The sequence below is a fragment of the Micromonospora sp. NPDC047740 genome (genome assembly GCF_043204735.1).
In the GTDB taxonomy this organism is placed as follows: domain Bacteria; phylum Actinomycetota; class Actinomycetes; order Mycobacteriales; family Micromonosporaceae; genus Micromonospora.
The window spans coordinates 456,364-476,197 of sequence record NZ_JBIDCT010000002.1; the positions used below are offsets into that span (position 1 = coordinate 456,364).

Consider the following 19,834-nt stretch of genomic DNA (forward strand, 5'->3'; position numbering starts at 1 on the left):
GTGCCTAGGATCGGTCGATGTCGACCCTGCCCATCCCTCGTGGAGTGCTCCTGCTGGCCCGTGGTGACGAGTTGGTCATCGACCGGGTGATCGGCTCCGCCGACGACAGCGCCGGGCTGCCCTGCACCCGGGCGACCCGGTTCCAAATCGCCTCGATCAGCAAGCAGATGGCCGCGGCGGCGGTGTTGCTCCTCGCCGAGCGGGGCGCCCTCGGCCTGGCCGATCCGGTGAGCCGCTGGCTGCCGCACCCACCGCCGTACTGGTCCGGGATCAGCCTGCACCACCTGCTCACCCACACCTCCGGCCTGGGCCACTGGCCGGAGTACCCGATGATCGACCTGGGCCGTCCGGTCGAGCCGGACGAGTTGCTGGCCGTCTTCGCCGGCGTGCCGCCGCTGTTCGCCCCCGGCGCCGGTTGGCACTACAGCAGCCCGGGGTACGTCCTGCTGGCCCGCGCCGTCGAGCGGGCGTCCGGCCGGCCCTACGCCGCGTTCCTCGCCGAGGAGGTCTTCGGGCCGCTCGGCATGACCGGCAGCTTCGCCGGCGCCCCAGCGGGCCGCGTCGACGTGGCGGTCGGACACGAGGGCGGTCGGCCGGTGCCGTCCTGGGATCTGGCCACGGTGAGCATGGGTGCCGGGGACGTCTGGTGCACCGGCGACGACCTGCTCGCCTGGCTCGACGTGCCACGTCGGGGGCGGCTGCTCACCCCCGCCTCGGTGGCGCTGATGACCACCCCGCACGCGGCGGCCACCCGGGGCGGTGAGGCGTACGGCTACGGCTGCTTCCTCGGGCCGCTGGCCGGGGAGCGGGCGGTGCACCACTCGGGGGATAATGCGGGCTTCAAGGCGTTCGCCGCCTGGCTGCCCGACTCGGACCGACGGCTGGTGGTGCTGGCTAACCAGGCCGAGGTCGATCCCGTCCTGCTCGGCGGGCTCCTCGCCGCCCGCTGACGGGCGGCAACCGGCGAGGGCGCGCCGACCGGGTGGTCGACGCGCCCTCGGGAGATCCGAACGGGATCAGGCGGTGAAGCGGACCCGACGACGGCGGGCCATCACGAACAGCACCGCGCCGGCGGCGAGCAGCACGGCCGCGCCACCCGCGATCGCGCCGGCCGCCGGACCGGTGACCGGCAGGCCGCCACCCTGGCCCGCGCAGTCCTTCGGCTGGGTGTAGTCGACGGTCTCGGTGTCCTCGACCACGTCGTACTTGACGGTGATCTTGAGGCCCTTGTACGCGTCGAAGCTGACCGAGGTGGTCTTGCCCGGCTCAGAGACCAGCTTCTTGGTGACGCCCTTCTCCGTGGTCAACGTGGCGGTGAAGGGGGTGCCCTTCGCCGGGTTCTCCACGATGAAGGTCATCGTGTCGCAGGTCTCCTCGAGCCGGAACACCGGCTCCTCCGGCTCGACCGGGGCGGAGGGAGTGGCCGCCGGGCTGGTGGCCGACGGGGTGGGCTCCGGCGACGCCGGCGACTCCGGGCTGGCGCTCGGCTCCGGCGAGGCCGGCGTGCTCGGCGGCTCGGCCGGGGCGCAGTCACCGGCGGGCTGCGCGACGACGCTGCGCGCCTCGGTGATGATCCGGTCGCCGCGCTCCCACCGTGCCTCCACGGTCAGCTTCAGCTCGGGCAGCTCACCGGTGAAGGTGTGGGTCTGGGTGCCGGTCAGCGTGCCCTCGCCCTTCTTGGGCAGGGTCGCCTCGACGGCCAAGTCGCCCGTGACGTCACCCGGCACGGTGGACTCGAGCTTGGTGATGGTGCCGGCGATGTCGGTCTCGCTGTTGCCGACCGACCAGTTGACGGTGACCTTGCCGTCCTGGGCTGCGCAGTAGGTGCCGGAGGGCTCGGGGTGGTGGGCCATGGCCGGGCCGGCGATGGTGGCCACACCGGCCAGGCCGATCAGCGCGCCGGCGGTGACCGCCAGGGCACGCCGGAGGTTCAGACGGTTCACGTCTACTCCTGATGAGGGGAAAATCGGAGTGTGCCGGGCGGACCGGAGCCTCACGCCCGACAACCGGGCAGACCCTAGCGACAACGACAGGTCGGGCGTTACATGGATCGACGCCTCATAGACGCTCGTTATGAATTCGAGATCCTTAATGTACGGCGAGTGTCCACCCGGCCGCCCTCTGGTAGGGATCGGGTCGCCCGGGCCGGCGTCGCGTAGCGTCTGGGGCATGTGCGGGAGCAGACGGTGACCCGGATCGTGGCCGGGACGCTCGGCGGCCGGCGGATCGCCGCGCCACCCGGCGCCGGCACGCGGCCGACCTCCGACCGGGTCCGGGAGGCGCTGTTCAGCGCGGTGCAGGCCGAACTGGATCTGGACGGCGCACGCTTCGCCGACCTGTACGCCGGTTCCGGCGCGGTCGGCCTGGAGGCGCTGTCCCGGGGTGCGGAGCACGTGCTGCTGGTGGAGTCCGACGCCCGGGCGGCCCGGGTGATCCGGGAGAACATCGCCGTGCTGCGGGCCGCCCCGGCCGCTCGCCTGGTCACCGGCAAGGTGGCCGGGGTGCTCGCCGCCGGGCCCGACGGCGGGCCGTACGACGTGGTCTTCGCCGACCCGCCGTACGCCGTTTCCGACGAGGAGATCACCGCGCTGCTGGCCGCGCTGGTCGACGGCGGCTGGCTGGCCCCGGACGCCCTGGTGATCGTGGAGCGGGCCAGCCGCACCGGGCCGGTCACCTGGGTGGAAGGCATCACGCCCGAGCGCAGTCGCCGCTACGGCGAGACCACCCTTTGGTACGGTCGCCGATCATGAGACGTGCGGTCTGTCCCGGCTCGTTCGATCCGGTCACCAACGGACACCTCGACATCATCGGCCGGGCCAGCCGGCTCTTCGACGAGGTGATCGTCGGCGTGCTGGTCAACCAGTCGAAGCAGGGGCTGTTCACCGTCGAGGAGCGGATCGACATGCTCCGCCAGGTGACCGCCTCGTACGACAACGTGCGGGTCGAGTCGTTCCGCGGGCTGCTGGTCGACTTCTGCCGGGCCCAGCAGGCCAGCGTGCTGATCAAGGGCCTGCGCGCGGTCAGCGACTTCGACTACGAGCTCCAGATGGCCCAGATGAACATCGGCCTGGCCGGCGTGGAGACCCTCTTCATGCCGACCAACCCGCTCTACTCCTTCCTCTCCTCCAGCCTGGTCAAGGACGTGGCCAAGTGGGGCGGGGACATCTCGGCGCACGTCCCCGACGTGGTCCGCGAGCAGTTGGTGGCCCGCCTCGCCCCGCAGGCCCGGCCCTGACCCTGGCCTCGCGGCAGACCCCCGGCGGCGCGCGACGCGCCGGGTGGGGGTGGATCGGCGTGCGGTGGAGCGGGCGCGACATGATGTGTGCAGCGCCGAATTCGGGCGCAGGCCGCATCATGTAGGTCGGCCGACGAACGACAGGAGTGAGGTACCGGTGGACCCGCTCGATCGCATCGACGAACTGATCGCCATGGTGGAGCAGGCCCGCTCCGTCCCCATGTCGCGCAACAACTGCATGGTCGACCGGGGCGAGATGATCGCCGCTCTCGACGAGCTGCGCGCCGAGCTCCCCGCCGACCTGCGCCGGGCCGCCGCGCTGCTGGAGGAGCGGGACAAGATCATGGAGGCCGGCAAGCGCGAGGCCGATCGGATCATCAGCGAGGGTGAGGCGGAACACGCCCGGCTGGTCTCGGTGAACGAGATCACCGTCTCGGCCGAGCACGAGGGCGCCCGGATCATCGCCGAGGCCCGCGCCGAGGCGCAGCGCCTCCGGGACGAGGTGGACGACTACGTCGACACCGCGCTGGCCAACTTCGAGCAGTTCCTCACCCGAGCCCTCGCCTCGATCGAGCGCGGCCGGGACAAGATGCACGCGCTGCGTGAGATCGGCACCTTCGCCGGTGACGAGGCGGACCGGCCGCTACCCTTCTGAGCGATGCCCGGGCCGGCGGCCGACAGCCGGCACCCTGGCGGGCGACGCCCCGGTTCGACGGTCCGGCGGTCACCCAGGTAACCTTCTTTGTCGGCCTCTCACCGGCCGGAGTCTGACTATGCCCAAACACGTGCCTTCTTCACTCGACCCCAGGTCGCCGCTGGTCCTCGACACGAGGGACCTGCCGCGTCGGCCTGGTGCGTTGCGTACGGTCAAGCGGGTCGTGCCGGCACCGGAGGACCTCGGCGTGGAGTTGATCGGTGTGCCGGCGGGCGCGGACCTCGACCTCGATCTGAGGCTGGAGTCGGTGTCCGAGGGTGTGCTCGTCTCCGGGACCGTCAGCGGTCCCATCAAGGGCGAGTGCGGCCGCTGCCTGCGCGCGATCGACGACTCGGTGACCGTGAAGATCCAGGAGCTGTACGCGTACGAGAACAGCACCACGGACACCACGACCGACGAGGACGAGGTGGGCCGGATGCAGGGCGATCTGATCGACCTGGAGCCGGCGCTGCGGGACGCGGTGGTGCTCACCCTGCCGACCAACCCGCTCTGCCGGGAGGACTGCCCAGGCCTGTGCCCCGAGTGCGGGGTGCACTGGGACGAACTGCCGGCCGACCACAGTCACCAGCAGGTCGACCCGCGTTGGGCTGCCCTGTCGCAACTGACCCGTAAAGAGGAGTAACAACCGTGGCCGTCCCCAAGCGCAAGATGTCGCGCAGCAACACCCGGGCCCGTCGGGCGCAGTGGAAGGCCGCGGCGGTCGCGACCGTGGCCTGCCCGCAGTGCAAGTCGCCGAAGCTGCCGCACGCCGCCTGCTCCGTCTGCGGCACCTACAACGGCCGCCAGGTCCTCGAGGTCTGACCTGGACGCCGAGTGACGTCCCCGACCACAGGTCGGGTGGCGCGCGCACCCTGGCTCACGCCCGGTGCCCCGGCTCCCTCCGCCGCCGTCCGGCCCCCGGCCGGCGTCCAGTCGGAGCCGGGCACCGCGCGGATCGCCGTCGACCTCCTCGGCGGGGACGATGCTCCCGCCGTCGTGGTTGACGGCGCTCTGCGGGCCGTACGCACCGACCCTGACCTGCACCTGCTGCTCGTCGGACCGACCGAGGTCGCCGACGGGCTGATCGGCGCGCTCGCCCCCGAGCAGCGCGCCCGCGTCACGGTCCGCCCGGTGCGGACCGCCGTCGGCATGGCCGACCATCCCACCGCCGCCCGCGCCGAGAGCACCGTGCGGGCGGCCGTCAACGCCGTCCGCGACGGGTTCGCCGACGCGCTCGTCTCCGCCGGCTCGACCGGCGCCACCGTCACCGCCGCCGCGCTCGGCCTCGGCCGCTGGACCGGGGTACGCCGCCCGGCGCTGGTGGCCACCCTGCCCGCCGTCGCCGGACCGGTGGTGCTGCTGGACGTCGGCGGCACGCTGGAACCCGGTCCCGCCACCCTCGCCCGGCACGCCGTGCTCGGCGCCGCGTACGCCGCCGTGGCGCACGCCGTCGCCGCGCCCCGCGTCGGGCTGCTCTCCGTCGGCACCGAGGCGGGTAAGGGTGACCGGCTGCGCCGTGCCGCCGATCCCGCCCTCGCCGCCGTGCCCCTGCCGTGCGGCGCCCGCTACGTCGGCCTCGTCGAGGGGTACGACGTCTCCCTCGGCGCGCGCGCCGACGTCGTGGTCACCGACGGGTTCACCGGCAACGTGCTGCTCAAGGCGATCGAGGGCGCGTACGCGATGGCCGGCGGACCCCCGGCGAGCGGCGGCGCGCCACGTGCGGCGGCCCTGCTCGGCGTGGCCGGTACGGTGGTCGTCTGCCACGGCGCGGCCCGGCCCGACGACGTCGCCTCCGGCATCGCCCTGGCGGCCCACCTGTGGCGGCGGGGCGCCACCGACACCGTGGCTGCCCTGCTCGACGGCGTGCCGCACGATCTCGCACCTGACCGAACCGACACCGAGGTAGCACCATGACCAACGACAAGCGGCGGCGGGCTCCCGTCGGCCACCTGGAGGCGGCCTTCGGGGTGTCGCTCGACCCGGAGCTGCTGGAGCGCGCCCTGACCCACCGCTCCTACGCGTACGAGAACGGTGGGCTGCCCACCAACGAACGGCTCGAGTTCCTCGGCGACTCGGTCCTCGGCGTGGTGATCACCACGGCGCTCTTCCACAACCACCCGGACCTGCCCGAGGGGCAGCTCGCCAAGCTGCGCGCCAGCGTGGTGAACATGCGCGCGCTGGCCGACGTGGCGCGCGGTCTCGGCCCGGCGGGGCTGGGCGCGTACCTGCTGCTGGGCAAGGGCGAGGAGACCACCGGCGGCCGGGACAAGGCCAGCATCCTGGCCGACACCCTGGAGGCGCTGCTCGGCGCGATCTACCTCCAGTACGGCCTGGACACCGCGGCCATCGTGATCCACCGGCTGTTCGACCCGCTGATGGCCGAGTCGGCCGGCCGGGGCGCCGCCCTGGACTGGAAGACCAGCCTGCAGGAGCTGACCGCCGCGCTGGGGCTGGGCGTTCCCGAATACCGCATCGAGGGCACCGGCCCGGACCACCTCAAGACCTTCACCGCCTGGGTGGTGGTGGCCGGCAACCGGTACGGCGGCGCCGAGGGACGCAGCAAGAAGGAGGCCGAGCAGCGGGCCGCCGAGTCGGCCTGGCGGATGCTGACCGAGCAGGCCGAGAAGGAGCAGGCCACGCTGGGCGCGACGGAGGGCGCACCGGGGGCGGCGGATGACGCCGGCAGTGCGGCCGACGCGGCCGGAGCGGGCGCCGGCCGTGCCTGAGCTGCCCGAGGTCGAGACGGTCCGGCAGGGGCTGGCCCAGTGGGTCATCGGCCGGACGATCAGCTCCGTGGAGGTGCGCCACCCCCGGGCCGTACGCCGGCACCAGCCCGGCGGGGCGCACTTCGCCGACGTGCTGACCGGCCGGACGATCACCGACGTCCGGCGCCGGGGCAAGTACCTGTGGCTGCCGCTGGACAGCGGTGACGCCCTCGTCGGGCACCTCGGCATGTCCGGTCAGCTGCTGCTGCAGCCGGTCGAGGCGGCCGACGAACTGCACCTGCGGGTCCGGTTCCGGTTCGCCGACGACGGCCCGGAGCTGCGCTTCGTCGACCAGCGCACGTTCGGCGGGCTGGCGGTGTCCGAGGGCGGCGCGGAGCTGCCCGGGGAGATCGCGCACATCGCCCGGGATCCGATGGACCCGGAGTTCTCCGACGCCGACTTCGTGGCCGCGCTGCGGCGGCGGCGTACCGAGGTGAAGCGGGCGCTGCTCGACCAGACCCTGGTCTCCGGGGTCGGCAACATCTACGCCGACGAGGCGCTGTGGCGGGCCAGGCTGCACGGCGCCCGTCCGACCGACGCGCTGACCCGTCCGGCGGCCACCCGGCTGCTCGGGCACGTGCGGGACGTGCTCGGCGAGGCGATCAAGCAGGGCGGCACCAGCTTCGACGAGCTGTATGTCAACGTCAACGGCGAGAGCGGCTACTTCGACCGGTCGCTGAACGCGTACGGCCGGGAGGGGGAGCCCTGCCCGCGGTGCGGCGCGCCGATCCGCCGCGAGGCGTTCATGAACCGGTCGTCGTACAGTTGCCCGCGCTGCCAGCCCCGCCCCCGAGGAGCGCTGCGGGGATGACCCTGAGCCGGCTCGGGGTTGCGCCGGTGTGCCGTCCCGGGCGGTTTCCGGCGCGTCCCCCGCTCGTACCCTGAAAATGCCGTTCTGTCCGGTTGGCTGAGCCCGCGCGGCCCGGCCGGCCGGGTTCTGGCGGATGGGGGACGAGCCGGGGCCGTTCCCCGATGTCCGGGCGTCGCCCGCTCCCTAGCGTCAGACCGTCGGCACGGGGCCGACGTCTGGAGGGGGAACCCGGGTATGGGCAGGCGACCGGTGACGGTGCGATTGGCACGGTGGAGTGCGGAGCACCCGTGGCGGGCCATCGCGCTGTGGGTGGTGTTCGTGGCGGTGTGCTTCGTGGGCGGCAACGCCGCGGGCCTGAACGAGGCGACCGCAGCTGACCAGGCGACCGGCGAGGTGGGACGGTCCGAGCTGATCGTCGACAGCGGCGGCTTCCACGAACCGGCGACGGAGAACGTGCTGATCACGTCCCGCTCCGGAACGCTCGACCAGGCCGCGGCGAAAGCCGCCGCCGACGACGCGGCGGCCCGGCTGCGGCAGGTCGACGGGGTCGGCTCGGTGGGTACGCCGATGCCGTCCCGGGACGGCAGCGCGCTGCTGCTCCCGATCACCATGTCCGGCGACCCGGAGACCGCGTCCGACCGGGTGCAGCCGCTGCGGGACGCCACCGCCAAGGTGCAGGAGGCGCACCCGACGCTGCGGATCGAGGAGGTCGGGGGGCCTTCGATCAACAAGGCGCTCGACGACACCCTGGGCAAGGACTTCAAGCGGGCCGAGCTGCTCAGCCTGCCGGTCACCCTGGCCATCCTGATCATCGCGTTCGGCGCGCTGATCGCGGCCGGCGTGCCGGTGCTGCTCGCGCTCTCCTCGGTGGCCGCGGCCATGGGGCTCTCCACGCTGGCCTCGCACCTGGTGCCGGCCAACGACACCACGGCCAGCGTGATCCTGCTGATCGGCATGGCGGTCGGCGTCGACTACTCGCTCTTCTACGTCCGCCGGGAACGCGAGGAACGGGCGAAGGGGCGGTCCCGACTCGACGCGGTGGAGGTCGCGGCGGAGACCTCCGGGCACGCCGTGGTGGTCTCCGGCACCGCCGTGATCATCTCCATGGCCGGGCTGCTGCTCGCCCAGGACGCCATCTTCTCGTCGCTTGCCGTCGGCTCGATCCTGGTGGTCGCGGTCGCGGTGCTCGGCTCGCTGACCGTGCTGCCAGCGCTGCTGGCCAAGCTCGGCCGCTGGGTCGACCGGCCCCGGGTGCCGCTGCTGTGGCGGCTCACCGCCCCGCGTACCGGCCGGCACGGCCAGCCGGCCCGGCCCCGGTTCTGGCCGGCCGTGCTGAAGCCCGCGCTGCGGGCCCCGCGGACCACCCTGATCGTCTCGGTCGGGCTGCTGCTCGCCCTGGCCGCCCCGGCGCTGGGCATGCAATTGAAGTTTCCCGGCATGGAGGACGTGCCGCGCAGCACGCCCGCCATGCAGGCGTACGACCGGCTCACCGCCGCCTTCCCGAGCAACGGCACCAGCCACACGGTGGCGGTGCGGGCGCCGGCCGAGCAGGCCGATCGGGTGCACGCCGCACTGACCGACCTGGCCGGGCGGGCCGTCGCCGATCCGCTCTTCGCGCCGGCCGAGGGGGACGGCCCGAAGATCAAGGTGTCGGCCGACCGCCGGGTGTCGGTGCTGGAGGTGGCCACCCCGTACGGCAGCCGCACCGACGAGGCCACGCGCTCGCTGCACGAGCTGCGCGAGGACCTGGTCCCGGCCGCGCTGCGCGGCATCCCCGGCATCGAGTACGCGGTCGGCGGCGCGGTGGCCGCCAACGAGGACTACGCGCAGCACATCCGGGAGAAGCTGCCGATCGTGGCCGCCTTCGTGCTGGCGTTGACCTTCCTGGTGATGGCCTGGACCTTCCGGTCGGTGGTGGTCGCGCTCACCTCGATCCTGCTGAACCTGCTCTCCGCCGGCGCCGCGTACGGCCTGCTGGTGCTGGTCTTCCAGGGCAGTTGGGCGGAGGGGCTGCTCGGCTTCACCTCGATGGACGCGATCGTCACCTGGCTGCCGCTGTTCCTGTTCGTGGTGCTCTTCGGGCTCTCCATGGACTACCACGTCTTCGTGGTCAGCCGGATCCGTGAGGGCGTCCGGGACGGCCTGCCGAACCGCGACGCGGTGGCTTACGGGATCACCTCGTCGGCGGGCGTGGTGACCAGCGCGGCGATCGTCATGGTCGGGGTCTTCTCGATCTTCGCGACGTTGAGCACCATCGACATGAAGCAGCTCGGCATCGGGCTGGCCGCAGCGATCCTGCTGGACGCCACGATCATCCGGGCGGTGGTGCTGCCGTCGCTGATGACCCTGCTGGGCGACGCGAACTGGTGGGCCCCGCGCTTCCTGCGCGCCCGGCCGGCCACCCCGCCCGCCGATCCGCCCACCCCCACCCCGGAACTGGTCGGCGCCCGCTGACCCACGCCACCGGCGGAGGGGCGGGCCGCATCCGCGGCCCGCCCCTCCGCCGCTGCCTGCCCGCCCGACCCGTCCCGCCGCCACGCGCCACCGGCGCTGCCGGGCGGGGCGGTCACGACAGGGGGCAGGGCTCGCGCCAGGCGTCCAGCGACCGGTCCTTGCGCATGGAGGCGAAGCCGTAGCCGACTGTGGTGACGCAGAACGTGGTCGGGGTGCCGGTGTATTCCACGTGGAAGACCGGCTTGTGCGCGTCGGCGAAGGGCAGCAGCTTGGCGCACTCGCGCCGGCGTACGCACTCCTGGTTGACGGCGAAGTCGAAGTCGGGGGCCAGCGCGGCCACCTGCGGCACGTCCCCGACCAGCCCGGGGGAGAGGTCGAGCTGGCGGGCCAGGGCGGCCAGCCGCCGGTTGAACAGCAACTGGTCGTCGAAGTCGAGCGGGAAGCCGGGCCGGTGCAGGTAGCCGTCGGCGTCGTCGAGCGCCACCGCGCCGAAGCCCTTGCCCCGGCACAGCCGGAACCGGTCGGCGAGCACCGGCTCCAGCGTGTCCCAGCGGCGGACGTCCAGCCAACGGCGCTCCGGGCGGTCGGTCACCGGGCTGCCGCGCAGGTCCGGCGGGAAGCGGTTGGCGTCCGGGTCGGTGGGTGCGTAGGTGCCGACGCTGACCTGGCAGACCAGCCGGCGGTCCCGGGCGCGCAGCGCGGTTGTCTCGGCGGAGGTGGTGCGGACCGGGTCGAGCAGGAAGACGTCCGCGTCGGCGGTGACGTCCAGCGGGCCGGTGAGTTGCCACTGCCACTGCCAGCGCCGGGCCAGTTCGGTGGGCCACGGGGTGGGCGCGCCGGGCGGGACGAGCGGCCGCTCGCAACCGGGTACCGGGGCGAGCAGCAGCACCGTCATGACGGCCGCCACGCCCCGGCACAGCCCGCGGGGGAGGACACGGGCTGGCCGGGTGCGCGGCGCGGCCGGCGCCAGCCGGATCCGCATCGACAGCTCCCGGGTCGCGGGCGGCACCTCACCGCCCCCAGCGGGTACGCCGATCCGGCCCGGACGTACCGGTCCGGCCGGTACGGCCAGTCGGCCGCGGCGTACCTCACCCGGTCAAACGAGTGCGGACCCGGTCACGACGCGCCGGTCAGCGCGGGGTGCCGAAGTCCTGGGTCCAGTACGGCCCGTTGCTCCGCGCGACACCGACACCGATGTCGGTGTAGGAGCAGTTCAGGATGTTGGCCCGGTGGCCCGGGCTGTTCATCCAGGCGTCCATCACCGCGGCCGGGGTCTGCTGGTTCCAGGCGACGTTCTCGCCGTACGCCCGCCAGGCGTAGCCGACCCGGTCGAGCCGGTCGCCGGCGTCGCTGCCGTCGCTGCCGTCGTGCGACATCGTCTTGTGATCGGCCTGGTCCTGGCTGTGCCGCTGGGCGGCCAGCATGAGTTTGGCGTTGACGGTCAGCGCCTTGCAGCCGGCCTTGGCCCGCTCCTTGTTGACCAGGTCGACGACCTGCTGGAGTTCGGCGCTGATGCCGCTCGGTGCGGCGGCGCTGCGGGTGGCCGGGGGTGCGGCGCTGCGCGTGAGCTGCCGGGACGGGGCGGTGGTCCGGCTCGGCTTCGGGGCGGTCGTCCGGGTCGGGCTCGGCCGGGCGCTGGTCGGGGCGGCGGTGGGGGTGGTGGGCGCCGCGACGGCGTCGCCGGGGGCATCTTCGGTGCTGCTGGGCACGAGCGGGGCGGCGGCCACCGGCTCCTCCGCGGAAGTCGACTCGGTCCGCTGGTCACCGCCGGGCAGCACCGCGGCGGCCACGCCGAGGCTCGCCACCAGGGTCGCCACGGCGGCGGCCCCGCCGACCAGGAGCGGACGCGGGAACCGCCGCTTCTGCCGGTGCCGGCCCGGCTCCTCGGCGGCGGGGTCGGTGACTGGCCGCCACGCGGCCGTGGGCTCCTCCGCCGGATGCCAGCCGGCGGCCGGGTCGTCCGCCCGCTGCCAGCCGGAGGTGGGCTCCCCGGCCGGGCGCCAGCCGGCGTCCTGTTCCGGCTGCCAGGCGCCGGTGGGCTCCGCGGTGGGGTGCCAGCCGGCGGCCCGGTCGAACGGGGCGATCGGTGCGCCCGGGTGGGTCGCCGGGTCGAACGGGGCGTGCCCGCTGGCTTGGTCGGCGGGCGGGGCGTGGCCGGTCCGGTCCGCTCCGGCGGCGGGGTGGAATTCGGTCCGATCCGGCATCGGGTCGAACCCGGTGTCCGCCCACGGAGCGTCCGGCGCGCTGGCCCGCCAGACGCCGGTCGGCGCGTCGGTCCGGTCCGCGCCCGGCCGCTCCGGCTCGTCCCCGAAGAGGTACGCCGACCGCGGCTCCGGCCGGTCGGTGAGCCAGGCCGGGCCCTCGTCGGTCGGCGGCTCGGGGCGTCGGGGAACGCCGTCCGGTTCGGTCGGGTCGGTCCAGCGATACACGCCTGTCGCCTCCACGGTTCGGTTGCGGGCCGGGCTGACGCTACGGGTGGGCCGCGACCTGCGGCAACGCGGCTAAGAAAGAGTTAAGGGGAACCCGACACGGAGGGTGAGGCGTTCACACATTTCCGGGCGTACAGTAAAGGCGTCCGGACAGAGCGTGTCCGCGCCTCACGGCAGCCCCCCGACAAGTGGACAGGTCGACATGGAGATGATCTACGGCCTGCGAGAACTTGACGAAGGAGGGGTTTAAGGCTCAATATATAGGTGTCGCCAGTCGCGCCCAGTCATGCCCGCATTTTGCTGGTATGACAGCCGCGGACATCATGGGCGCGCGTTGGCCGGCCTTTCCGGCAGCGCATATCAAGGAGTCAGCATGGCGAAGGCCCTCTACGGCCACGTAGGTGCAGCGCCCGACCGGCGTATGCTCGACGAGGTCACCCGACTGCGTGCCAGGGTTCAGGCACTGGAGTTCGAGATCACGCGTCTGCGTGCCGACAATGATCGGCTTGCGGCGGCTGCGGCGGAGGCTGACGACCTCCTCCGACTGGCCGAGCCCGCACTGACCTGATCTCGAGCTGTCGGAAAACTGAATCGCACCACCCGAAAAAGCGCGCCGACACCGTAGTGCCGGCGCGCAGCTCTGTGCGTAGGTTTTGTTTTTCGCGCCACATCTTCCGATCTGGTGATCGTCCGGAAATTGCCGGCGGCGACCGTGGCCGCGAATACGATCTTGCAGTTTCGTGACGTCGCCGGGAACCGGACATGACCGGCGCGGGGTGGGTCGCGTACCAAGCTCTCCCCGGCGGCGGGTTAGTCTGCGGGTTCACCAGGTCCGCGCAGCCGGCGACGGTACGGCGGCCACCGGACGAGGATCGAGAAGGTGCATCTCAAGAGCCTGACGGTGAAGGGCTTCAAGTCCTTCGCCTCCGCGACGACGCTGAAGCTGGAGCCCGGGATCACCTGCGTGGTCGGCCCGAACGGCTCCGGCAAGTCCAACGTCGTCGACGCCATCGCCTGGGTGCTCGGTGAGCAGGGCGCCAAAGCGCTGCGCGGCGGCAAGATGGAGGACGTCATCTTCGCCGGCACCGCCGGCCGGGCGCCGCTGGGCCGCGCCGAGGTCACCCTCACCATCGACAACACCGACGGCGCGCTGCCGATCGAGTACACCGAGGTCTCCATCACCCGCCGGATGTTCCGCTCCGGCGAGAGCGAGTACGAGATCAACGGCGACTCCTGCCGGCTGCTCGACATCCAGGAGCTGCTGTCGGACTCCGGTATCGGCCGGGAGATGCACATCATCGTCGGCCAGGGCCGGCTCGACGGCATGCTGCACGCCAAACCGGAGGACCGCCGCGCGTTCATCGAGGAGGCGGCCGGCGTCCTCAAGCACCGCAAGCGCAAGGAGAAGGCGCTGCGGAAGCTCGACGCGATGCAGACCAACCTCAACCGGCTCACCGATCTCACCGCCGAGCTGCGCCGCCAGCTCAAGCCGCTGGGCCGGCAGGCCGAGGTGGCCCGCCGCGCCGCCGCCATCCAGGCCAACCTGCGCGACGCCCGGCTGCGGCTGCTCGCCGACGACCTGCACACCCTGCGGACCACGCTCGACAAGGAGATCGCCGACGAAACCGCGCTGCGCGAGCGGCGCGAACAGATCGAGGCGGAGCACACCGAGGTGCAGGCCCGCCTCGGTGAGCTGGAGGCCGCCCTCGCCGAGGACGCCCCGTTGCTCGCCGCGGCCCAGGACACCTGGTACAAGCTCTCCGCGCTCCAGGAGCGGTTCCGTTCCATCGAGCAGCTCGCCCGGGAGCGGCTGCGCCACCTCAGCGCCACCCCCGACGACGAGCGCCCCGGCCGCGACCCCGACCAGCTGGAGGCGGAGTCGCAGCGGGTCCGCGAGCAGGAGGAGGAGCTGCGCGCGGCGCTCACCGAGGACCAGATCCGGCTGGCCGAGGCGGTCGAGCACCGGCAGGAGCTGGAACGGCAGCTCGCCGCCGCCGAGCGGGAACTGGTCGCGGCGGCCAAGGCCATCGCCGACCGGCGGGAGGGGTTGGCCCGGCTGACCGGCCAGGTCAACTCGGCCCGGGCGCGCACCACCAGCGCCGGCGAGGAGATCGAACGGCTCGCCGCCGCGCACGCCGACGCACTGGCCCGCGCCGAGACGGCCCAGGCCGAGCTCGACGCGGTCGCCGAGCAGTCCACCGAGGCGGACCGGGACAACGCCGACCTCGACGCCCGGCACGCCGAGGCGGTGGCCGCCCACGAGAAGGCGCAGGCCGGGGTCCGCAGCCTCGCCGACGCCGAGCGAGCCGCCGAGAAGGACGCGGCCACCTGGAAGGCCCGGGAGGAGGCGCTCGCCCTCGGCCTGCGCCGCAAGGACGGTGCCGGGGCGCTGCTGGCCCGCGCCGACCAGGTGCCCGGTCTGCTGGGCAGCCTCTCCGGGCTGCTCACCGTCGCGCCCGGCCATGAGGCGGCGCTCGCCGCCGCGCTCGGCGGGCTCGCCGACGCGGTCGCCGTCACCGGCGTGGACGAGGCCGTCGAGGCGATGCGCCTGCTCAAGATCTCCGACGCCGGGCGGGCCGGCCTGCTGGTCGGCAGCTCCGCCGGGCCCGGCATGGACGGCCCGGCCGACGCGCTACGCCCGAAACTGCCCGACCGCGCCCACTGGGCGCCCGACCTGGTGGAGTGCTCCGCCGAGATCCGCCCGGCGGTGCACCGGGCCCTGCGTGACGTGGTGCTGGTCGACGACCTGTCGGCCGCGGCCGAGCTGGTCGCCGGCAACCCGGAGCTGCGCGCGGTCACCCCGGACGGCGACGTGGTCGGCGCGTACGCGGCGGCCGGCGGGTCGGCCAAGGCGCCGAGCTACATCGAGGTGCAGGCGGCCGTCGAGGAGGCCCGAACCAACCGGCTCGTCGCCGAGCGCAGCAGTGCCGAGCTGCGCGAGCAGCTCGTTGAGGCGCGCGCCGAGGTGGCCGTCGCGAAGGAGGCCGTACAGCACGCCGCCGCCGCCAAGCGGGAGGCGGAGAGCCACCGCAACGCCGCCGCCCGGCGGCTGGCCGAGCTGGGTGCCGCCGCACGGTCGGCGAAGGCCGAGACCGACCGGCTCGGCGAGTCCCGGGCCCGCGCCGAGGCGGCCCGGGAACGCGACCTGCAGGCGCTGGCTGAGCTGGAGGAGCGGCTGCGGCTGGCCGAGGTCACCCCGATCGACGCCGAACCGTCCACCGAGGAGCGCGACCAGCTCGCCGCGATGGTGCCGCAGGCCCGGCAGAACGAGATGGAGGTCCGGCTCGCCGTGCGTACCGCCGAGGAGCGGGTCTCCTCGATCGCCGGCCGGGCCGACTCCCTCGCGCGGCAGGCGAACGCCGAGCGGGCCGCGCGGGAGCGCGCGGCAGCCCGGCGGGCGGCCCGCACCCGCGGCGCGGCCATCGCCCGGGCCGTGGTGGGCGGGGCCCGGGAGGCGCTGACCCGGCTCACCGTCTCCATCGCCCGTGCCGAGGAGCAGCGCGACGCCGTGGCCCGCGACCGCGCCGCCCGCGAGGCCGAGCTGTCCGAGGTACGCGGCGCGGCCAAGCGGCTCGGCGCCGAACTGGAACGGCTGACCAGCCAGGTGCACCGGGACGAGGTGGCCCGCGCCGAGCAGCGGCTGCGCATCGAGCAGTTGGAGGCGAAGGCCGCCGAGGACTTCGGCCTCGACGTGGCGACGCTGATCGCCGAGTACGGCCCGGACCAGCTGGTCCCGCCCACCGACGCGGACGTCGCGGCGGCGGAGAAGGACGGCCTGCCGCTGCCCGAGCCGGTCCGCTACGAGCGGCCGGTGCAGGAGAAGCGGGCCGCCAAGGCGGAACGGGAGCTGGCTCTGCTCGGCAAGGTCAACCCGCTCGCCCTCGAGGAGTTCGCCGCGCTGGAGGAGCGCTACAAGTTCCTCTCCGAGCAGTTGGAGGACCTGAAGGCCACCCGCCGGGACCTGCTCACCGTGGTCAAGGACGTCGACGACCGGATCCTGGAGGTCTTCGCCAGCGCGTTCGAGGACACCGCGCGGGAGTTCGAGCAGGTGTTCACCGTGCTCTTCCCCGGTGGCGAGGGGCGGCTGGTGCTCACCGACCCGGAGGATCTGCTGACCACCGGTGTCGAGGTGGAGGCGCGGCCGCCCGGCAAGAAGATCAAGCGGCTGTCGCTGCTCTCCGGCGGGGAGCGTTCGCTGACCGCGGTAGCCATGTTGGTGGCGATCTTCCGCGCCAGGCCCAGCCCGTTCTACATCATGGACGAGGTGGAGGCGGCCCTCGACGACGTGAACCTGGGCCGCCTGATCACGCTGCTGGCGCAGCTGCGCGAGAAGAGCCAGCTCATCGTGATCACTCACCAGAAGCGGACCATGGAGATCGCCGACGCGCTGTACGGCGTGACCATGCGCAGCGGGGTCACCCAGGTGATCAGCCAACGGCTCAACCGGGCCGACGACGGGCAGGAGAAAGACGAGTGAGTCGGGAACGCGCGACGGCGCTCCTGGTGGACTTCGACGGCGTGCTGCGCCGGTGGGACCCGGCGGTGGCCGCCGGCGTCGAGCGGGAGTACGGGCTCACCGAGGGCGTCCTCGGCGAGATCGCCATGTCGTGGGGGCTGCTCCAGCCGGTGCTCACCGGACAGGTCAGCCACGCCCAGTGGATGGTTAGCGTGGCGGACGCGCTCACCCCGTCGGTGGGTGCCGAACGGGCCCGCGCCGCGGTCGAGCAGTGGCAGCGCTACCGGGGCGAAATCGACCTGGAGGTGCTCGCCTTCGTCCGCCAGGTGCGGGAGGCGGGCGTACGGGTGGGGCTGGGCACCAACGCCACCGACCAGCTCGACGCCGACCTGGCCGCCCTCGGCCTCACCGACGACTTCGACGCGGTGGTCAACTCCTCGGTTGTCGGGGTGAACAAGCCGGCCAAGGAGTACTTCCAGGCGGCCTGTACGGCGCTGGAGACATCGCCGTCGCGGGTGCTGTTCGTCGACGACGAGGACCGGTCGATCTCCGGCGCCCGCGTGGCCGGCCTCTCCGCGCACCGCTGGACCGGCCCCGGGGACCTGCGCTACCTGCGCGCCGCGCTGGCGTTCTGAGCCGGGCCGCCCACCGCGCTACCGCACCACCCGCTGCAACAGGTTCAGGGTGGCCCGGGCCAGCCGGGGATCGGCGGCCGCCGGGTCGGCGAGCACCCGGGTCCAGCCCAGCGAGCCGGCGATGAACACCCAGGCCCCGGAGGACGCCCGGTAGAGGTGGGTGTGCTGCCGGTGCGTCGCGCCCAGCCGAGAGTAGGGGGAGTCGGCGAGCAACGTCCGCTCCACGGCGTCGGGCTGCGGGACCCCGGGCGTCCGCTGGTCGGCCTCGCCCCACACCACCTCGGGGATCAGGTCGCCGTCCCGGACGCCGGTGCCCGCCCAGAACCAGTGGCCGCCGGCGCGGACCACCAGCGGCGCGTAGCCGTCCACGATGCTGACGTACTGGGCGCCGATCAGCTGCTGCTCCGGGTGCCCGGCCGACCGCCACTTGGTGGTGGCCGGGGTCGGGCCGGTTGCCGGCACGGAACTCTTGGCGCACATGACCAACCGGTCGCCGGTGCCGTACTCGACCCGCCAGTAACAGTTGTTGGCGGCCAGGAAGACCAGGCTGGTGCCGCCGTTGCGGGCCACGGCGACCGCCTGGCGCATCGGCGCCGACCAGTACTCGTCGTGGCCGGGGAAGACAACGGCCCGGTACCGGGCCGGATCCACCCGCCCGGTGTGCAGGTCCTCGCTGGTGGCGTACGTGACGTCGAGGCCCCGCCCCTCGACCCACTGGACGAAGCCGATGTCGTGGGCGGCGAGCTGCGGAATCCCGTTGCCGGAGTACGGCCGGTCGTGGCTGACCGCCCGGGCCCGCCGCGCGGTGGTCCAACGTCCGGCGGCGTCGTAGCCGTGGTAGAGGTTGGCGCCGGTGCGCCCGTCCATCGGCCAGCCGTTGTACGCCTGCCACGTGCTGGTGGGCAGGACCATCAGCGCGGCCGCCCGCTGCGCCGGGTCGCGCACCACGAAGGGGATCCACTGGTGCTGCCCGGAGGCGCTGGCGAGCAGGGCCAGGTAGAGACCGCTCACCAGGTCCGGGGTGACGGTCAGCCGCCAGCCGGTGCGCCAGGCGCAGGAGACGGCGCCGGTGGCGGGGTCGACGTCCGGCGCCGCCTGCCGGATCCCGTCGAGCCACGGGCTGACGATCACCGCCCGGGCCCCGCTGCCGGCGTAGTGCCCGGCCCGGAAGACGGTGATCTGGTAGCGCTGGGGCCGGGCGACCGAGACCCGGAACGCCAACTGCTCGCCGGGGGCGACGCTGGTGGCATGGGCGTAGCCGGCGATCTCACCGCCCTCGTCCGTGCTGAACCAGTGCCCGGTCAGGCGGAAGCCGGCGGCGCCGGGCCGAGCATTCTCCGCCACTGTGACCGGGCGGCCGGAGCCGGGCGCCGGGGTGGTCGTCGGGGCGGGGCCCGTCGGGTCACCCGCGTAGTGGGGGTCGGCGGGCGAGGTGGGCCGGGACGGTCGGTTGCACGCCTCGCCGCCCAGCAGCACTGCCGCTCCGACCGCCCCGAGCATGCCCAGACTCCTTCTCCGGGTATGCGTCGGCCATCCCCCGTCGACCATCGTCGCGCTCCCGCCTCAGCGGCCCCCGTGTCCGTCGCGGCACCCGCGGAGGGCGGGTGAGCGGCGGGGACGGGCCCGGCCACGATCCGTCCACCGAGCCAGACGGTTCACCCGCACGTCCGGTTGCCGGGGCCGGTGGAGTGTGGACGGTGGGGCGGATCACGAGACCCGTTGGTCGGGTGCCGGTGGCCGGTCGGGGGATGCGCGCGGCTCAGTCGCCGGTGACGCCGTCGATCCGCTCCCGGATCAGGTCGGCGTGCCCGTTGTGCCGGGCGTACTCCTCGATCATGTGGACGTACACCCAGCGGACGTTGATCTCGTCGGCGCCGCCGTCGCGGCGTCGGCGGGTGAACGTCTGGTCCAGCGTGAGGTTGGCGGCGGCCTGCCGGGCCGCCTCGACCTCGGCGGCGTAGGCGGCGAAGTCGGCCGCCGCGTCGGCGTCGGCGATGTCGTCCAGGTCCCCGTCCGGGGAGGCGTCGGTGCAGTAGACGCTGTCGAGCGGCTGGCCGGCGGCCCGGATCCGGAACCACCAGCGCTCGACCTCGGTCAGGTGCCGGACGAGGCCGAGCAGGGTGAGGCCGGACGGCTCGACGCTCGGGGTCTTCAACTGTTCGGCGGTCAGGCCCGCGCACTTCAGCAGCAGGGTGTCGCGGTGGTAGTCGAGCCAGCCTTCGAGCATGGTGCGCTCGTCGCCGACGTAGGGCTCGTTCTTCCGGGTGATCTCCGGTGCTCTCCAGGTCATGCCCGCCATCCTGGCGAGCGAGTCCGACACCGGCGACCCGATTACCGCCCGCGGCGGTGAAAGGG

The 19,834-nt window shown here is 73.6% G+C and carries 18 protein-coding genes; 13 read left to right on the forward strand and 5 right to left on the reverse strand.

Features of this window, described 5'->3' with window-relative positions; all coding sequences use genetic code 11:
- Positions 1-17: 17 nt before the first annotated feature.
- Complete coding sequence (locus tag ACGF4F_RS06695) at positions 18-950, forward strand: serine hydrolase domain-containing protein (protein WP_357433759.1); 933 nt, start codon at positions 18-20, stop codon at positions 948-950.
- A 66-nt stretch (positions 951-1,016) separates the two neighbouring features.
- On the opposite strand, the gene ACGF4F_RS06700 is transcribed toward ACGF4F_RS06695, so the two are convergent.
- Positions 1,017-1,943 carry a cell wall anchor protein gene (locus ACGF4F_RS06700; RefSeq protein WP_357433757.1) on the reverse strand — a complete coding sequence of 309 codons (927 nt, stop codon included), beginning with the start codon at positions 1,941-1,943 and terminating at the stop codon, positions 1,017-1,019.
- A 243-nt stretch (positions 1,944-2,186) separates the two neighbouring features.
- Between ACGF4F_RS06700 and rsmD the strand changes: the two genes are divergently transcribed.
- The 9 genes from rsmD (at position 2,187) to ACGF4F_RS06745 (ending at position 9,959) form a co-directional block, all read left to right on the forward strand.
- The gene (gene rsmD, locus ACGF4F_RS06705; protein ID WP_357434296.1) at positions 2,187-2,750 is read left to right on the forward strand and encodes a 16S rRNA (guanine(966)-N(2))-methyltransferase RsmD; all 564 of its coding nucleotides are present in this window, start codon (positions 2,187-2,189) and stop codon (positions 2,748-2,750) included.
- The gene (gene coaD, locus ACGF4F_RS06710) at positions 2,747-3,235 is read left to right on the forward strand and encodes a pantetheine-phosphate adenylyltransferase (RefSeq protein WP_073832494.1); all 489 of its coding nucleotides are present in this window, start codon (positions 2,747-2,749) and stop codon (positions 3,233-3,235) included. The genes rsmD and coaD overlap by 4 nt, the downstream gene beginning before the upstream one ends.
- Positions 3,236-3,392: 157 nt before the next feature.
- On the forward strand, positions 3,393-3,890 hold the full coding sequence (locus tag ACGF4F_RS06715) for a hypothetical protein (RefSeq protein WP_073832495.1): 498 nt from the start codon (positions 3,393-3,395) through the stop codon (positions 3,888-3,890).
- A 118-nt stretch (positions 3,891-4,008) separates the two neighbouring features.
- The gene (locus ACGF4F_RS06720; protein WP_357433754.1) at positions 4,009-4,572 is read left to right on the forward strand and encodes a YceD family protein; all 564 of its coding nucleotides are present in this window, start codon (positions 4,009-4,011) and stop codon (positions 4,570-4,572) included.
- A gap of 5 nt (positions 4,573-4,577) precedes the next feature.
- Positions 4,578-4,751 (forward strand): 50S ribosomal protein L32, encoded by a 174-nt coding sequence (rpmF, locus tag ACGF4F_RS06725; RefSeq protein WP_073832497.1) that lies wholly within the window; start codon positions 4,578-4,580, stop codon positions 4,749-4,751.
- A gap of 132 nt (positions 4,752-4,883) precedes the next feature.
- On the forward strand, positions 4,884-5,843 hold the full coding sequence (locus ACGF4F_RS06730) for a phosphate acyltransferase PlsX (protein WP_357434295.1): 960 nt from the start codon (positions 4,884-4,886) through the stop codon (positions 5,841-5,843).
- Positions 5,840-6,655: a ribonuclease III gene (gene rnc, locus ACGF4F_RS06735; protein WP_357433752.1), complete on the forward strand. Its 816-nt coding sequence runs from the start codon at positions 5,840-5,842 to the stop codon at positions 6,653-6,655. The genes ACGF4F_RS06730 and rnc overlap by 4 nt, the downstream gene beginning before the upstream one ends.
- Positions 6,648-7,505 (forward strand): bifunctional DNA-formamidopyrimidine glycosylase/DNA-(apurinic or apyrimidinic site) lyase, encoded by an 858-nt coding sequence (gene mutM / locus ACGF4F_RS06740; RefSeq protein WP_357433750.1) that lies wholly within the window; start codon positions 6,648-6,650, stop codon positions 7,503-7,505. Before rnc ends, mutM begins: the two co-directional genes overlap by 8 nt.
- A 234-nt stretch (positions 7,506-7,739) precedes the next feature.
- Positions 7,740-9,959 (forward strand): MMPL family transporter, encoded by a 2,220-nt coding sequence (locus ACGF4F_RS06745; RefSeq protein ID WP_357433748.1) that lies wholly within the window; start codon positions 7,740-7,742, stop codon positions 9,957-9,959.
- Positions 9,960-10,071: 112 nt separating this feature from the next.
- On the opposite strand, the gene ACGF4F_RS06750 is transcribed toward ACGF4F_RS06745, so the two are convergent.
- Positions 10,072-10,941, reverse strand: coding sequence for an endo alpha-1,4 polygalactosaminidase (locus ACGF4F_RS06750; RefSeq protein ID WP_393075527.1), 870 nt, complete (start codon positions 10,939-10,941; stop codon positions 10,072-10,074).
- A 148-nt stretch (positions 10,942-11,089) separates the two neighbouring features.
- Entirely contained in the window at positions 11,090-12,388 is a 1,299-nt protein-coding gene (locus ACGF4F_RS06755) for a CAP domain-containing protein (RefSeq protein ID WP_393075530.1), read from the reverse strand.
- Between the two features lie 373 nt (positions 12,389-12,761).
- Between ACGF4F_RS06755 and ACGF4F_RS06760 the strand changes: the two genes are divergently transcribed.
- The 3 genes from ACGF4F_RS06760 (at position 12,762) to ACGF4F_RS06770 (ending at position 17,479) form a co-directional block, all read left to right on the forward strand.
- On the forward strand, positions 12,762-12,956 hold the full coding sequence (locus ACGF4F_RS06760) for a hypothetical protein (RefSeq protein WP_073832502.1): 195 nt from the start codon (positions 12,762-12,764) through the stop codon (positions 12,954-12,956).
- Between the two features lie 312 nt (positions 12,957-13,268).
- Positions 13,269-16,865, forward strand: coding sequence for a chromosome segregation protein SMC (gene smc / locus ACGF4F_RS06765; RefSeq protein ID WP_357433742.1), 3,597 nt, complete (start codon positions 13,269-13,271; stop codon positions 16,863-16,865).
- Positions 16,862-17,479, forward strand: coding sequence for an HAD family hydrolase (locus tag ACGF4F_RS06770; RefSeq protein WP_393075534.1), 618 nt, complete (start codon positions 16,862-16,864; stop codon positions 17,477-17,479). The genes smc and ACGF4F_RS06770 overlap by 4 nt, the downstream gene beginning before the upstream one ends.
- Positions 17,480-17,497: 18 nt before the next feature.
- On the opposite strand, the gene ACGF4F_RS06775 is transcribed toward ACGF4F_RS06770, so the two are convergent.
- Both ACGF4F_RS06775 and ACGF4F_RS06780 read right to left on the reverse strand, forming a co-directional pair.
- Positions 17,498-18,979, reverse strand: coding sequence for a N,N-dimethylformamidase beta subunit family domain-containing protein (locus ACGF4F_RS06775; RefSeq protein WP_393075537.1), 1,482 nt, complete (start codon positions 18,977-18,979; stop codon positions 17,498-17,500).
- Between the two features lie 259 nt (positions 18,980-19,238).
- Positions 19,239-19,769 (reverse strand): DinB family protein, encoded by a 531-nt coding sequence (locus ACGF4F_RS06780; RefSeq protein ID WP_357433736.1) that lies wholly within the window; start codon positions 19,767-19,769, stop codon positions 19,239-19,241.
- Positions 19,770-19,834 lie beyond the last annotated feature (65 nt).

Coding starts and splice junctions, on each gene's coding strand:
- ACGF4F_RS06695 (WP_357433759.1), top strand. CDS start 18: ATGTCGACCCTGCCCATCCCTCGTGGAGTGCTCCTGCTGGCCCGTGGT.
- ACGF4F_RS06775 (WP_393075537.1), bottom strand. CDS start 18,979: ATGCTCGGGGCGGTCGGAGCGGCAGTGCTGCTGGGCGGCGAGGCGTGC.
- ACGF4F_RS06750 (WP_393075527.1), bottom strand. CDS start 10,941: ATGCGGATCCGGCTGGCGCCGGCCGCGCCGCGCACCCGGCCAGCCCGT.
- ACGF4F_RS06745 (WP_357433748.1), top strand. CDS start 7,740: ATGGGCAGGCGACCGGTGACGGTGCGATTGGCACGGTGGAGTGCGGAG.
- ACGF4F_RS06760 (WP_073832502.1), top strand. CDS start 12,762: ATGGCGAAGGCCCTCTACGGCCACGTAGGTGCAGCGCCCGACCGGCGT.
- ACGF4F_RS06780 (WP_357433736.1), bottom strand. CDS start 19,769: ATGACCTGGAGAGCACCGGAGATCACCCGGAAGAACGAGCCCTACGTC.
- rnc (WP_357433752.1), top strand. CDS start 5,840: ATGACCAACGACAAGCGGCGGCGGGCTCCCGTCGGCCACCTGGAGGCG.
- ACGF4F_RS06720 (WP_357433754.1), top strand. CDS start 4,009: ATGCCCAAACACGTGCCTTCTTCACTCGACCCCAGGTCGCCGCTGGTC.
- coaD (WP_073832494.1), top strand. CDS start 2,747: ATGAGACGTGCGGTCTGTCCCGGCTCGTTCGATCCGGTCACCAACGGA.